Annotated in this window: 11 protein-coding genes; 10 read left to right on the top strand and 1 reads right to left on the bottom strand. The window is 34.2% G+C overall.

Features of this window, described 5'->3' with window-relative positions; all coding sequences use genetic code 11:
- Window positions 1–25: 25 nt before the first annotated feature.
- From BCR23_RS01045 to BCR23_RS01010, 8 genes are all read left to right on the top strand, one after another.
- Window positions 26–922, top strand: coding sequence for a hypothetical protein (locus BCR23_RS01045; protein WP_069633649.1), 897 nt, complete (start codon window positions 26–28; stop codon window positions 920–922).
- A gap of 258 nt (window positions 923–1,180) precedes the next feature.
- Entirely contained in the window at window positions 1,181–3,502 is a 2,322-nt protein-coding gene (locus BCR23_RS01040) for a toxin Cry1Ac domain D-VI-related protein (RefSeq protein WP_069633648.1), read from the top strand.
- Between the two features lie 367 nt (window positions 3,503–3,869).
- On the top strand, window positions 3,870–5,207 hold the full coding sequence (gene murC, locus BCR23_RS01035; RefSeq protein WP_069633647.1) for a UDP-N-acetylmuramate--L-alanine ligase: 1,338 nt from the start codon (window positions 3,870–3,872) through the stop codon (window positions 5,205–5,207).
- Window positions 5,208–5,341: 134 nt separating this feature from the next.
- Window positions 5,342–5,824 carry a MaoC family dehydratase gene (locus BCR23_RS01030; protein WP_069633646.1) on the top strand — a complete coding sequence of 161 codons (483 nt, stop codon included), beginning with the start codon at window positions 5,342–5,344 and terminating at the stop codon, window positions 5,822–5,824.
- The gene (locus BCR23_RS01025; RefSeq protein ID WP_069633645.1) at window positions 5,817–6,497 is read left to right on the top strand and encodes a Bax inhibitor-1/YccA family protein; all 681 of its coding nucleotides are present in this window, start codon (window positions 5,817–5,819) and stop codon (window positions 6,495–6,497) included. Before BCR23_RS01030 ends, BCR23_RS01025 begins: the two co-directional genes overlap by 8 nt.
- Before the next feature lie 207 nt (window positions 6,498–6,704).
- Window positions 6,705–7,862 carry a bifunctional glutamate N-acetyltransferase/amino-acid acetyltransferase ArgJ gene (gene argJ, locus BCR23_RS01020; RefSeq protein ID WP_069633644.1) on the top strand — a complete coding sequence of 386 codons (1,158 nt, stop codon included), beginning with the start codon at window positions 6,705–6,707 and terminating at the stop codon, window positions 7,860–7,862.
- A gap of 173 nt (window positions 7,863–8,035) precedes the next feature.
- The gene (locus BCR23_RS01015; protein ID WP_069633643.1) at window positions 8,036–10,417 is read left to right on the top strand and encodes an ATP-dependent DNA helicase; all 2,382 of its coding nucleotides are present in this window, start codon (window positions 8,036–8,038) and stop codon (window positions 10,415–10,417) included.
- A 184-nt stretch (window positions 10,418–10,601) separates the two neighbouring features.
- On the top strand, window positions 10,602–11,567 hold the full coding sequence (locus tag BCR23_RS01010) for an asparaginase (protein WP_069633642.1): 966 nt from the start codon (window positions 10,602–10,604) through the stop codon (window positions 11,565–11,567).
- A 64-nt stretch (window positions 11,568–11,631) separates the two neighbouring features.
- Here BCR23_RS01010 and BCR23_RS01005 read toward each other — a convergent pair whose 3' ends face one another.
- Window positions 11,632–12,126 carry a YajQ family cyclic di-GMP-binding protein gene (locus BCR23_RS01005; protein WP_069633641.1) on the bottom strand — a complete coding sequence of 165 codons (495 nt, stop codon included), beginning with the start codon at window positions 12,124–12,126 and terminating at the stop codon, window positions 11,632–11,634.
- A 339-nt stretch (window positions 12,127–12,465) separates the two neighbouring features.
- Between BCR23_RS01005 and BCR23_RS01000 the strand changes: the two genes are divergently transcribed.
- Window positions 12,466–13,401, top strand: coding sequence for a YitT family protein (locus BCR23_RS01000; protein ID WP_069633640.1), 936 nt, complete (start codon window positions 12,466–12,468; stop codon window positions 13,399–13,401).
- A gap of 314 nt (window positions 13,402–13,715) precedes the next feature.
- Window positions 13,716–14,582 (top strand): class II fructose-bisphosphate aldolase, encoded by an 867-nt coding sequence (locus BCR23_RS00995; RefSeq protein WP_069633639.1) that lies wholly within the window; start codon window positions 13,716–13,718, stop codon window positions 14,580–14,582.
- Window positions 14,583–14,752 lie beyond the last annotated feature (170 nt).

The raw sequence follows: 14,752 nt of genomic DNA, 5'->3' as shown, positions 1-14,752 counted from the left end.
AAAGTATAATAAAGGAATGACTCGAATGGAAAACCCAACTCAAATTAAAAGAAAACATTTTCGTTTTCCAGCTTATGATGATGAATTAGGCGTGAAATTAACTTCTGAAAATAAACGAACACTCTTTCAAGAAGAACCAGTGCTCACCCAAACGACAACACAAGTAAAGACAAATACCCCAGTGATTGACCCAGTAATGGTTCAACCAGTGCGAGAAAAACAACCGATGCAAAAAAATACGCAGCATGTTTCTCATAGTCAGGAACAGGTGGCAGAATTAGCTCGTCATAAATCCAATTTACCAAATTACATGATGACTCATAATAAAACAACAACAAAACAAAAAAACAACCTATTTGGAACGATGCCCAAAAAAAGTTCCTACGGTAATGATTTTCAAAATACTTCAGGGAAAAACAAGAAATCAGTGTCAAAGAATTTTACCTATGATACCCGTTCTTATTTTGTCCCAAAATATATTCCAGCTTCTGTGATCCCAGAAGAAAAAGTACCGATGTTAACAGAGCAAGAGTTAGCCACTGCAATGAAGAAGGATCAAGACTCATATCTACTTTTTGACGACGAACCAGCAGCATTTCAAGTAAAAGGGGATGAAGATCCTACAGTTCAAAAATTCAATATACCTAAAGGTTCACCGGAAATCCCAGTAACAAGGCGTCAATACCAACAAATCAAACCTGATATGGAACGTTTTGGTAAAGAAGAAGATATCAGTCATACGTTGCCACGTTCTAGAAAAGAGCTAAAAACTGCGAAAGAAAAGGCTAAAAGTCAAACAGCTTATGGTCAAAAAGTAGCGGAAGCAGAACAAGAGAAAAAAAGAGGTATCTTAGATAAATCCTTAAGTGGAATTATTGAAGATTCAAGTATGGAATTAGAAAATAGTAAGTATTTTGAATAGTTATTAATCATCCATCACCTAACAACAAATTGAGTGATACAAGGGTTAATAAAATTCATACAAAGATAATGACGCTAGAAAAGTGTCCAAATATATTTCGAACTCTCGAACAGATTGTTTTTTCAATCTGTTCTTTTTTTTTTTCTTTAACATGGCTATATTTTGTAAGGAATTCCTTATGTGAACAGAAAAGTGTTCAGTATTGGAGTATAAAATAAAGTCGTTGTGCTATAGAATGTTAACTGGGGGGATATTAAATTGAAAAAAAATATATTTTACACTGTTATTTTATTAAGTTTGTTGTTGTTTTTTAGTTGCGCTGTAGCTCTACAAAGCTCAACGGAAAAATTAAAGGCTGAGTCAATTTTACCACCACCGAATGCGAATGATGAAAGTTTGAAAAAGCTTGACCTATTGTCGAAAAACAGTTGGATTCCACTGTTAAATGGTAAATCAATCCCTGATTATCCTAAATTAATTGCTGAACCCGATTTTCTTACACGTTTTAAAGTATCAGAAAGGTATGATTACATTCAAATATCACCGGTTCAAAGAACTAGTGACAAGGTATCTGTCAAACAAGTTATTAATACGGTGCCAGGGAAAATCTACCAATTTTCAATAACAGTTGATAGTGTAACTTCAGATCATGGATATAACGGTTTTAGTACCAAAGACTCGGTATTTGTTTTTCCAGGAACCGAGTATCCTAATTTAGATTCTTCCTATTATGTTAAGCAAGTAAATCAATTTCAGAATGCTAGAGATAAGATCACAACGAGTATAAGAAAGGTATTCGTGGCAACATCAGATAAAGCGACAATTGAATTTTCGGTTCATGGAAACGGTGTTTTTAATAGGAATAATGGATTTTTTAAGACGTCTTCTTTCGTGGATTTGAATCATGCTGTTGATGAATCAAAGGCTTTAATAGAAGATCTATTTACTGATAGTACACATACAGCAATCAAACTCAGTACAACCCAACTTAAAATAAATAAAGCAAAAGCACTAGCGAGTGAAGTACTAAATGAAACATTAAAAGCCAACTACCTTAAAGAAATAACTAAAGCGCAAAATCTATTGAACAAGGTGAGTATGACATTAACTGTGGACGGGTTGACTGATGATCGAACTACTCTAAATAGCACAACGATTAGAGCTAAAACCTACCCTAATGCATTTGTGTGGTTTTCAGGTCATGAGGACATTCCAAAAGGCTCGCTTGAGTCCCAAGTTGAAGGGGATGGGTATCGCTACCAAATAAGAGCTGATAGTAATGGGGATATCGTTTATAAATTACCAGAAGGTAGTTATTTTCGAGGGAAACAAGAGATTATGATCAGAAGTGCCCTACATGGTAAAGTAGTGGTGAAGAAACAAATTGTTGAAGATGTCAGTGCACCATTCAAACCGATAGTGACATCGCTAAAAGACGTCAGTAATCAAATCGAAGGACAAGCAGAAACCGAATCTACAGTAAAAGTGTTTGATAGCACGACGAATGACCTTATATTTTCTGGTAAAGCAACTCGAGACGATCAATTTGTAATAGACATTCCTCAGAGTCAAAGGCCGTTGAAACCCTATAAAAAATATTATGTTACGGCTACCGATTCTAGTGGCAATCAAAGTGAACGCTCTGAAATTTTAGAAGTTCAAGATACTCTTGCACCAGAAGCAAAACCTGTACTTCAAATTTTAAATATTGGTGATGGGTTACCACCTGTGGAAAGTTTAATTATGGATTTATCAGATAATGCTGGTGCAGATCAAGTGGATATAGAAATAACAAAACAACCAGATTTATCAAAACCTGGTTATACGGAAGCTATCTTGGTGCTTAGAGATAAAGCAAAAAATCAGTTGGAACTGACTATTCCTTTTTTTATCAAAAGCGAAGACACAGTTGACGATGGAAAAACTTTTCTTTTTGGACAATCAATTACGGTTCTGGCAATAGATTTTCCTAAGGAGAAAGAGGCGCAAAAACAATTCATACTAGAGCATAGTAAAGCAAGCGCAATAAATATGAAAACGCTAGAAAACAGAACAAATGAAATTAATCTTACATTTGATGATAATATTCAACAACCTGGGATTTATGAAGCAACACTAAACATAGATTCTTTAAGCAAAAAAATCGTTCTGAAACTTTCAAAGGGTAAGATAGAAATTGAGGATTTTCCAACAGACATTTCATTTGGCACGCCTACTATACAATCAAATACAACTTACATTCCATTAGAAAGTAATATGAAAATGATCATCAAAAACACGCAATATTACCAAACAGGATGGGCATTGAAATCAAGATTTAAAAAAGTACTTCAAACAGAGGATGGTATAATAACGGCATCTGATATTGTTTTTCAAGACAATCAGGATATCAAATATATGACAGAATTAGCAGATATTGAAATATATAGGCAAAAAGGACCATCTAGTGAGCGTATCAAAGAATTTGATTTTGGTAAAAACAATAACCAAACATTCTTATTAAAAATGGTGCCAGGGAGTCTATTAAAAGACAAAGTATATACTGCACAAATCATATGGACAGTTGAGACTGGTCCATAATTATTAAAAATGAAAGATTGAATTTGTTTTTAAATTTCCCCTAAGCTAAAATTTTTTTTGGTTTAGGGGATTAATTATGAAAACTAATGGCTAATGAGTTTTTTACAAGTAATAAAAAATTGAATAAATCAACAATAAGGCCGGAAATTACAACAATACGACTATTTAAGTAAGTAAGCATTTTTCAGGTCAGCTATCTATGCCTCTTATGACTGATATCTAAATTATAGCGTTCTATTTCTTATGTAATTATCTAGCTGTTTTGGGTTGATTATTTTTTTGATTTATACGATAATGGAGAACGTACAATTTTACAAAAATGACAAATTTATTTTTTACATATAGCCAGTAAGAGAAGAGGATTATCATGGAAAAAACAGAAAACGTATTGTATCATTTTGTGGGAATTAAAGGTTCTGGGATGAGTTCGTTAGCACTTGTATTATTTGAAAAAGGATTAAATGTACAAGGTTCTGATGTCGAAGAATATTTCTTTACACAACGTGATTTAGAAAAAGCTGGTATTACTATTTTACCTTTTAATAAAGAAAATATCTCAAAAGAAATGATCGTTATAGCAGGAAATGCATTTCCTGATACACATGAAGAACTAGTACGCGCCAAAGAATTAGGTGCAGAAGTCATTCGTTATCATGATTTTATTGGACGTTTTATTGAGCCGTATACAAGTGTTGCAGTAACAGGTTCTCATGGGAAAACGAGCACAACAGGTTTACTATCTCACGTATTGACTGGAATTGCACCAACGAGCTATTTGATTGGTGATGGGACAGGGCATGGTGATCCGAAAGCTGAGTTTTTTGCTTTTGAAGCGTGTGAATATCGTCGTCATTTTCTTGCTTATTCTCCAGACTATGCAATCATGACGAATATTGATTTTGATCATCCAGATTATTATAAGAGTATTGAAGACGTCTTCTCAGCCTTCCAAACAATGGCTAATCAAGTGAAAAAAGGTATTTTTGCCTACGGTGATGATAAATACTTACGTCAATTAAAGTCTGATGTTCCAGTTTATTATTATGGATTAGCAGATGATGATGATATTCAAGCTAAAAATATCGAACGGACAACGCAAGGCTCTTCATTTGATGTTTATCACGATGAGAAATTTGTTGGCCACTTTGTGTTACCTGCTTTTGGCCAGCATAATATCATGAATGCATTAGGTGTGATTGCTGTAGCTTACTTTGAAGATTTAGACATGGAAAAAGTAACTGAAGAGATGTTAACCTTCGAAGGGGTAAAACGCCGTTTCACAGAGAAAAAAGTTTCTGATATGATTATTGTAGATGATTACGCACATCATCCAACTGAAATCATCGCAACGATTGATGGTGCTCGTCAAAAATACCCAGACAAAGAAATTATTGCTGTTTTCCAACCTCATACATTTACACGCACAATTGCGCTGATGGATGAATTTGCTGAAGCTTTAGATTTAGCAGATCAAGTTTACCTTTGTGATATTTTTGGTTCTGCTAGAGAAAAACAAGGTGATGTAAAAATCGAAGATCTTGGCAATAAAATCGAAAAAGGCGGACAAGTGATTAAAGAGGATAATGTTTCGCCTCTCTTAGATCACGAGAATGCTGTAATTGTTTTTATGGGCGCAGGAGATGTTCAAAAGTTCGAACAAGCTTATGAGACATTATTGAGTAATACAACTAGAAATGTTCTATAAAAAGAGCATATAACGCTAAAAATATATAATTTTTCCAAAAAGAAGTCTTAACAGTTTGCTTAAGGCTTCTTTTTAACTTGCCTTTTATTGTCATTTTGGTACAATTATCTTATCATTAGTGGAGGTGTACTAATTTGAATATCGGAAAACCGAGAAAATTAGGCAAAACCATCGAAGATATTGAGGAAGGCGATTCGCTGTCTTTAACTGAGTCGATCGAAGATAAAGATTTACTTCTTTATTTGGGCTTAACCAACGATGCCAATCCTTTATATATCCAACATGATTATGCCCAAAAAACGGAATATGGCAAACCAATCGTACCATCAATTATGCTGATGGGAATCATTACTAGTGCAATTTCAAAGCATTTACCAGGACCTGGCTCTCATGTAGTCAATTTTTCGGTGAACTTTGTTGAACCAGTTTTTCACTACGAAACACTCACGTTTCAATTTGAAGTGATCAAAGTGGATAAAATGAAAGATGTTGTGACGATTTCAATTGAAGCTGTCAACGAGGAAGAAGCTCGAGTACTTGATGCAGTCGTGATGGTTCAACCGCCACAAGTCACATTAGCAGAATTAGAAGAGAAAGAGGGAAAAATAAATGAATAACGGAGCAGTAGTAAATGCCGGAATAAACAAATTTTATTCAAAAATCTATGCATTTTTGGCGATGGGAATTGGAGTAAGTGCGTTAGTATCCTATCTGATTTTGACTGTTTTTCCAGGTGTCTTAATCGCACTAATTAAATCACCCGGTTTATTTTTCGGTTTATGGCTAGTTGAAATTGGACTGGTACTATTTTTAGGATTCAAAGCACAAAAAAATCCAACTTTAGCAATCAGCGGTTTTGTAGCATATTCCATTATAAATGGTGTGACGATTTCTGCGACTTTGCTAATGTACGCTCAGGCAACAGTGGTCAGTGCATTTGTAAGTGCAGCTGCGACTTTTGGAGCGATGTCATTAGTCGGAATGTTTACGAAAAAAGATCTATCAGCAATGGGTCATGCAGCTTATAGCGCATTGATTGGAATTATTATTGCGATGGTCATTAACTTCTTTTTCTTGAAAAGTAGCGCTGTATCATTTTTCATTTCAATTTTGATGGTGTTGATTTTTGCTGGGATTACAGCTTACGATAACCAAAGAATTCGTCAAGTATACAATCAAACAGGTGGGCAAGCAGGAACAGGTATTGCAGTATTCTTTGCTTTACAACTATATCTTGATTTTATCAACTTATTCTTAGCATTTTTACGTATTTTTGGTAAAAATAATTAATAAAAAAATATTTCATGAACAGTATTCAGAGAAATCTGAGTACTGTTTTTTTGTTTTCTTATACGTAATATACAGTTTAATGTGAATTAAAATTCATTTCAAGTTTTGGGAATGATTAAAAATTCATTGACTATCTTTGGGCTTTGATTTATACTTTTATGAAATTAGAGAATTATATATGATTACTAATACGGGATGGTGTGAACGATGAAAGAGTATGAAGAAGTACCTGAGGGATTTAAATTTTATGGGACACATGTTGGAATAAAAAAAAGAAAAAAAGATTTCGGGTTGATCATAGCTGACAAAGTATGTCACGCTGCAGCAGTATTTACAAAGAATGCATTTTGTGGAGAATGCATTCCAATCGGAAAAGAGCATATTAAAAATAACGAGTTACAAGCTATTGTTGTGACTAGTGGTATAGCGAATGTTGCAACAGGAAAAACCGGCAGAGAAAATGAATATAAGATATTAAAGAAAATATCCAACAAACTAAAGATTGAAAAAGAAAATATCTTACCTTCATCTACAGGTCTAATCGGACCTCAGCTACCAATTGAGATTATAGAAGGTTTTTTTGAGAATCATCCTCTTGAATTAGAAGTCAATTATGAAAATTTTGCCCATGCTATCTTAACAACGGATCAACGAATCAAAGTACGTAGTTTAAAAATCGGAGATGTAAAAATTTTAGGAATTGTCAAAGGTTCTGGTATGATTGAGCCAAATATGGCGACGATGTTAGCATATATCTTAACGGATGCTAAAATAAGTAAACAAGCGATTTACCCTATGCTGAAAATAGCAGTGGATCAATCATTTAATACAATGAGTATTGACTCAGATACTAGCACAAGTGATACAGTAGCTTTATTAGCTAGTGGACATCATGAATTTAAACAAGAAGAGTTACAAGAATCGCTGAATCAAATTTGTAAAGAATTAGCATTAGACGTTATCAAAGATGCAGAAGGCGCAACAAAAACAATGTTTGTCACTGTTAAAAATGCTGAAAGTCAGGAGCAAGCAAAAAGAGCTGGCAAATCAATTATTAACTCGCCTTTAGTAAAGACTGCATTATTTGGACATGATCCTAATTGGGGGCGTATCGCAATGGCCCTTGGTAAAACAGAAGGATTAATATTTAACCAAAATAAAGTAGATATCTATTACGGCGAATATCTTATTTTTTCAAAAAATCGAGAAGAAAAACAAAATAGCAGTAAGATCGCAATGTACATCGAAAAAAATGAAGATATTTATATAACCGTAGACCTTCACCAAGGATTAGAAAGTTTTCAGGTGATTGGTTGTGATTTGAGTTATGAGTATGTCAAAATAAATAGTGACTATTCAACGTAATGGTGAAAAACAAAAGGTCAGCAGAGTGAGCTTTACTATCTAACTTTTCATAAAAAGCTAAAATCTAAATGAGACAAAGAAAACCTCATTTAGATTTTCCTATTTTTAATTCTCGCCTCTTTTAATTTACGAATGTATGTTCTATAATAAGTAAATGACAGGTGGGATTGAACATGCAGAATACTCAAAGAATCGCAGTTCGTAGGTTAGTGGAGTTTATTTTACGCCGAGGCAGTATTGATACTAGGCACACCAGTGAACATACAGCTTTAGAGGGAGCGAAAATTCATCGTAAGCTTCAAAAAGTAGCTGGTGAAGAGTACAAAAAGGAAATCAAACTAGCAATAGACATAGAGTTAAACCAACAAAACTACATAATTGAAGGCCGTGCTGACGGTATTTTTATTGATGAAAACAAACGGACAGTCATCGATGAAATCAAAACATCAGAACCAGCATTTTCAGAGTTGTTAGAAGAACAACTAGATATGTATTGGTATCAAGTGATGTGTTATGGACACATCTATTGCCAGCAGGAAAACTTAGAAAAAATTACTTTACAGTTGACCTATTATCAAACAACAACCAACGAAATCACTCGTCAACAAAAAGAATTTACGAGAGAGGAACTAAAAGATTTTTTTAATGACTTAACACAAAAATATGAACAATGGCTGATTTTTAAAGCAAATTGGCGTATAACCCGCAACCAATCATTAAAACAACTTACATTCCCTTACGGAGACTTTCGAGCAGGTCAAAGAGAATTGGCGACAGCAGTTTATAAAACGATTTTAAGTGATCAAAAACTCTTTGTTGAAGCGCCGACTGGAACAGGTAAAACGATCTCTACCCTGTTTCCAACATTAAAAGCAATTGGTGAAGAACAGGCAGAAAGAATTTTTTATTTAACAGCCAAAACTATCACCAGGCAAGTAGCGGAAGATGCTGTGGAGGCAATGAAACGAAAAAATCTGGAACTTAAGAGTGTTACTTTAACTGCTAAAGATAAAATTTGTTTTTTAACAGAACGAAACTGCACTCCAGAGGCATGTATATTTGCAAATGGTTATTATGATCGTTTAAATGAAGGCTTATGGGATTTATTAAATAATGAAAATCAATTTACTCGTGAAGTGATTGAATCATATGCACGTAAACATACATTATGTCCTTTTGAATTATCTTTGGATGTTAGCCTATGGTGTGATTTAGTCATTTGCGATTATAATTATTTATTTGATCCAGTTGTGTACTTAAGGCGATTTTTTGATGAGCAAACAGAGGAAAAAGAAAATATCTTTTTGGTGGACGAGGTTCATAATTTAGTGAATCGCTCGAGAGAGATGTACTCGGCAGTTTTATCCAAAAATAAACTAATTGTTCTAAAAGAGGTTCTTGATAAGAAACAGAAAAAATTGATTCAAGGAATTGATAAAGTTGAAGAAGAGTTAGATAAGATTAAGCTTGTTTGTGATGAGGAGGAAAGAGAATTTATACAGCAAAGCGAGCCCCTCGACTCCCTTGTCAAATCAGTGTACTCTCTCTCTGAAAAAATCAAAGAATGGTTGCCAGAAAATCAAGATTTTACTGAACTAAATCAAGTGTTAAGTGTTTATTTTGACTTGTTGAATTACACTAAAATCAGTGAAGGATATGATACCCATTATTGCACCTATGTAAACTGTCAAAACTATGATATTGTTGTTAAGCAATTTTGTATTGATCCATCATTTCTATTACAACAAAAATTAGAAAAAGGTAAAGCAAGTATCTTATTTTCTGCAAGTTTAACACCACTGGATTACTATCAAGAAATTCTAGGTGGTGGTGTTCAGAGTTTACGATATAGAATTCCCAGTCCCTTTCCGAAAGAAAACCAATTATTAGTAATCGAAAATTATATTCAAACAACGTATAAAGAACGTGAAAGTAGTTATGGAAAAATAGTTGAAAGTTTAACCAATATGGTCCAACACAAAAAAGGTAATTATTTTGTGTTTTTTCCATCTTATTCATATATGGATATCGTTTATGATTTATTCCGACATAAAAATCCCGTGATAAAAACGAAGATTCAAGAAACATCGATGAACGAAGCTGAACGAGAAGCTTTTTTAGCGGAGTTTATTTCAGAACCAAAAGAAACATTAGTTGGTTTTTGTGTCTTAGGGGGTATTTTTTCTGAAGGTATTGATTTAAAAGGTACAAGATTGATTGGCACTGCAATTGTTGGTGTTGGGTTACCTCAAATCAATCATGAGCAAGAACTAATCAAAGATTATTACGATCAGAAAAAAAATCAAGGATTTCAATTTGCTTATCAAATACCTGGAATGAATAAGGTTTTGCAAGCGGCAGGAAGAGTCATCAGAGATACGGATGATAAAGGGATTGTTCTTCTTTTAGATCAGCGCTTTACAACCAATGCTGTTCAACGTTTCTTTCCAGCTCATTGGAATGGAGTACAAACTGCGTTTTCACCTGACGGAACGAAGCAACTTCTGCATCAATTTTGGCAGTTAAACCAATCAATCGACGATAGAAAAAAGTAGCTCTAACTGGTATACTAAAAAAAGATTATAAGAAAAGACGAAATTGATTTTTAAAAATTAGCGTTAATCTTTCAAAAAGTGTCATCATAATTACTTGAAAAAGCCGATCATCAGATATTCGGCTCTTTTTTAAGTAGAACGTTCACTGACTTATCTAAATAAAAAAACAATAAGGAGACTAAAAATGAAAACTATATTAGTTTTACATACTGGCGGTACTATTTCGATGTCTAAAGAGGTAGATGGAAATGTCACGACAAACCAAATGAATCCTTTACTGAACCAAGAAGAATTGTTAGCAGGAAAAGTAAATTTAATCGTAGAGGCAATTTTTAATATTCCTTCCCCTCATATGACTTTGGAACGGATGCTAGAGTTAAAACAACGTATCCAAAAAGCATATTCTGAAAATATTGATGGTGTAGTGATTACTCATGGAACAGATACACTGGAAGAAACGGCGTACTTTTTAGATATTACGTTGGAAAATAAAATCCCTGTAGTTCTAACAGGTGCGATGCGTTCAAGTAATGAAATTGGAACAGATGGGTTATATAATTTTATAAGTGCAGTTTGGACAGCATGCTCAGATGAATCTTACGGTAAAGGTGTACTCGTTGTGATGAACGATGAAATTCATACGGCTCGTTATGTAACTAAAACCCACACAACGAACGTTGCAACATTTCGTACACCGACCTTTGGCCCTATTGGGATGATTGCAAAAGAACGGACTTTTTTTGCTAGTGAAGTGTGTTCTCAGGAAGTATGTGATATCCAAACGGTTGGGGGAGAAGTTTATGTGATTAAAGCCTATGCCGGTATGGATGGTAGTTTATTTGATTTAGTAGATAATAACCAAACCCAAGGTATCGTGATTGAAGCGTTAGGAGCAGGAAATCTTCCACCAGAAACACTCCCTGCAATAGAGAAACTTTTAGCTAGAAACATTCCAATTGTTCTAGTTTCTCGCTGTTCTAACGGTATCGCTGAAGATATTTATGATTATGAAGGCGGCGGTGTTAATTTAAAGAAAATGGGCATTATTTTTTCTAGAGGTTTAAACGGACCGAAAGCTCGGATTCGCTTAATTGTAGGATTAAATAGTGGAAAAAAATCCCAAGAATTGGCTGATTTTTTGAGTGAATAGATAAAGTAGAAAAGAAACATCAGAGTTTTTTTAACAAACTGATGTTTCTTATTTCGACTTTATTTTAGCGATAATTTGTAAATTGTAATTCTACTGGTAACTCTAAGTTTCTAAGCAAAGTAATCACTTTTTGTAAATCATCCCGACTTTTTCCAGTTACTCTGATTTTGTCTTCTTGAATTTGTGATTTCACTTTAATGCCGGAATTCTTAATAGCAACGTTGATTTTCTTTGCATTGTCTTTGTCGATTCCACTAATCAAGTCGCCATATTGACGGGCAGAACCACCAAGTGCTTTTTCACTTGCTGAGAAGTGGATATTTTTGATAGGTACTCCACGTTTAACCAGTTTACTGAATAAGACATCTTTAACTTGTTCTATTTTGTAGTCGTCCTCTGCAACGACTACAAGTTTGTCATTTTCTAACTTAATATCAGCAATCGATCCTTTAAAGTCAAAACGATTTTTGATTTCTTTCAACGCAATCTGAATCGAATTTTTTACTTCTTCCATGTTCATTTCAGATGTTACATCAAAGCTTGCTTCTTTTGCTGCCATTTGATAATCTCCTCCCGCTATTTCGTACTTTTATAGTACCATTAAATAGGTAAGAAACAAGTGAAAAAGTCGTTTTTCCTGACAAAGCTTATTGTGAAGGAAAAGTAGACGGAAATAAGCTAAAATAATCCTCATTTTAATCAATTTCTCTTTTCTTTTTTTGAGGGAACTGTTATTCTAAATCGGGGCATTTTTGTTCAAGGTAGTAAAGAACAAGAATTGAGGAGTCAGTTTATCTATTATCATTTACAAGTCAGGTTGGCTTTATGATAGTAAGCATAATGATTTTTCAGACAGAGTGAAAAGAGCTAACTAGGCTCTTAAATTAGGAGGATACCGATGAGCAAATGGATTATTACATACAAACAAAGTGAGATGCTAAAAAAGTTTGCTGTTATTTTTGTTACGGGTATTTTAGTAGCAATTAGTTTAAACTTTTTTTTGATTCCAGCAAAAGTTTTTTCTGCAGGAATGAATGGTGTTGCGCAGGTTATTGCAACATTACTATATACTCACTTGTCGATTACGATGGATACAGGTCTTTTTATTTTACTATTAAATATTCCAATTTTTGTTTTAGGTTTTTTAAAATTAGGGAAAGAGTCAACGATTTACAGCTTTTTAAACGTGGCATGGGTTTCGCTAACTACGATTTTACTTCCTATTGAAGTGGTGACAACGAATCCATTGATGAATGCAATCGTGGGTGGTGTATTGATTGGTATCGGCGCAGGGTTATCATTAAAAATGGGTTTTACGACTGGTGGTATGGATATCATCTCACTGGTTTTATCTAAGACAACGGGTAAGACCGTAGGTAATTATATGTTTATGTTAAATGGGATCATTGTTGTTATTGCGGGGTTTGTTTTTGATTGGGAAAGTGCTTTATACACGATTATTTCAATTTATTGTATGACACAAGTTGTAGATACGATACATACAAGTCATCAAAAAATAACTGCTATGATTGTGACAGTTCAACCCGAAGTCGTTACTCAGGCGATTTCAAAACAAATGATTCGTGGGATGACACTGCTTCCGTCGATGGGAGGGTATTCTGGTGTTGAAGGGCGGATGATTATGATGGTAATTACTCGCTATGAATTATATGATTTGGAACAAATTGTTTATGAAGTAGATGAAAATGCCTTTATGAATATCATTCCAACTCATTCAGTGCTTGGGAGATTTGCTAATGAAGATGAGCAGCGGATTTTCAAAAGTACGGGTAGTTTTCCAGAAGTAAAAAAACGCAAGATGAAACAAAAATAGAAGTGTTACAGTTAAGTTCGTCAAAGTGTCTGGATTTGTTCAGCAGTTTGGCGGATTTTTATAGTTTTAACTACTTAATTAATAAAAAAAAGATAGAAATGTTTTGGATATATCGAGAAAAAATTCATAGACTGATTCATTCTTTTTTAGACAAAAAGAAGAAAGTGTCTTTAGTTTTGTGAAAGTTTAGACAAAACTTTTCTGAAAAAGGTAATTTTAGTAGAAAAGTACTAAAAAGTCTGCTAAAATATAACTGTTGGTTAAGGGTGTCCTTAACAAATAAAGTTTTTTTAAAACTTAGGAGGAATTTTATTATGCCATTAGTATCAGGAACTGAATTTCTTAAAGCAGCTCGCAAAAGCGGCTACGGTGTTGGAGGATTCAATACAAACAACCTAGAATGGACAAAAGCGATTCTTGAAGCTGCAGAAGCTAAAAAAGCGCCAGTTTTGATCCAAACTTCTATGGGTGCGGCTAAATACATGGGTGGATACCAAGTATGTTACGATTTAGTAAAAGACTTGATTGATTCAATGGGAATTACTGTACCAGTAGCTCTTCACTTAGATCACGGTAATTATGAAGATGCATTAGAATGTATCGAAATCGGCTACACTTCAGTAATGTTTGATGGTTCTCACTTACCATTTGAAGAAAACATCGAAAAAGCTAAAGATGTTGTTGCTAAAGCACACGCTAAAGGCGTTTCTGTGGAATGTGAAGTTGGTTCAATCGGCGGAGAAGAAGACGGAATCATCGGTTCTGGCGAATTAGCTGACATTCAAGAGTGTGTACAAATGGTAGCAACTGGTATTGATTACCTAGCTTGCGGGATCGGTAACATCCATGGTTCTTATCCAGAAAACTGGACTGGATTAGCATTTGATCACTTACAAGCAATCGCTGACGCTGTTGGTGACATTCCATTAGTATTACACGGTGGATCAGGTATTCCTTTAGAGCAAGTTCAAAAAGCAATCTCAATGGGCGTTTCTAAAATCAACGTTAATACTGAGTGTCAAGAAGTATTTGCAGCTGCAACACGTAAATACATCGAAGAAGGCAAAGATCTTGAAGGTAAAGGCTTTGACCCTCGTAAATTATTAGCACCAGGAACAAAAGCTGTTACTGAGTTAGTTGAACAACGTATCGAATGGTTCGGTTCTGCTAATAAAGCATAATTATTTTTTATAACTGATTAAAACTGGAATGACGCATTTGCCGTTGTTTCAGTTTTTTATTATTTCCAATTTTATGTATTAGCTTCTGTTGTTCGATATTCGTTAAAATACTGAGAAAAAAGAAATGAATTATGAAAATAAACTAAATGGGTCAGCTGTTGCCTTTTTTA

It is taken from the genome of Enterococcus quebecensis, assembly GCF_001730365.1.
Classification (GTDB): domain Bacteria; phylum Bacillota; class Bacilli; order Lactobacillales; family Enterococcaceae; genus Enterococcus_L; species Enterococcus_L quebecensis.
This window is presented reverse-complemented; position numbering and strand designations above follow the sequence as displayed.

What these genes read in the sequence shown, in the direction of transcription:
- BCR23_RS01045 (WP_069633649.1), top strand. Translation starts at nt 26, where the DNA reads ATGGAAAACCCAACTCAAATTAAAAGAAAACATTTTCGTTTTCCAGCT.
- murC (WP_069633647.1), top strand. Translation starts at nt 3,870, where the DNA reads ATGGAAAAAACAGAAAACGTATTGTATCATTTTGTGGGAATTAAAGGT.
- BCR23_RS01025 (WP_069633645.1), top strand. Translation starts at nt 5,817, where the DNA reads ATGAATAACGGAGCAGTAGTAAATGCCGGAATAAACAAATTTTATTCA.
- argJ (WP_069633644.1), top strand. Translation starts at nt 6,705, where the DNA reads ATGAAAGAGTATGAAGAAGTACCTGAGGGATTTAAATTTTATGGGACA.
- BCR23_RS01015 (WP_069633643.1), top strand. Translation starts at nt 8,036, where the DNA reads ATGCAGAATACTCAAAGAATCGCAGTTCGTAGGTTAGTGGAGTTTATT.
- BCR23_RS01010 (WP_069633642.1), top strand. Translation starts at nt 10,602, where the DNA reads ATGAAAACTATATTAGTTTTACATACTGGCGGTACTATTTCGATGTCT.
- BCR23_RS01005 (WP_069633641.1), bottom strand. Translation starts at nt 12,126, where the DNA reads ATGGCAGCAAAAGAAGCAAGCTTTGATGTAACATCTGAAATGAACATG.
- BCR23_RS01000 (WP_069633640.1), top strand. Translation starts at nt 12,466, where the DNA reads ATGAGCAAATGGATTATTACATACAAACAAAGTGAGATGCTAAAAAAG.
- BCR23_RS00995 (WP_069633639.1), top strand. Translation starts at nt 13,716, where the DNA reads ATGCCATTAGTATCAGGAACTGAATTTCTTAAAGCAGCTCGCAAAAGC.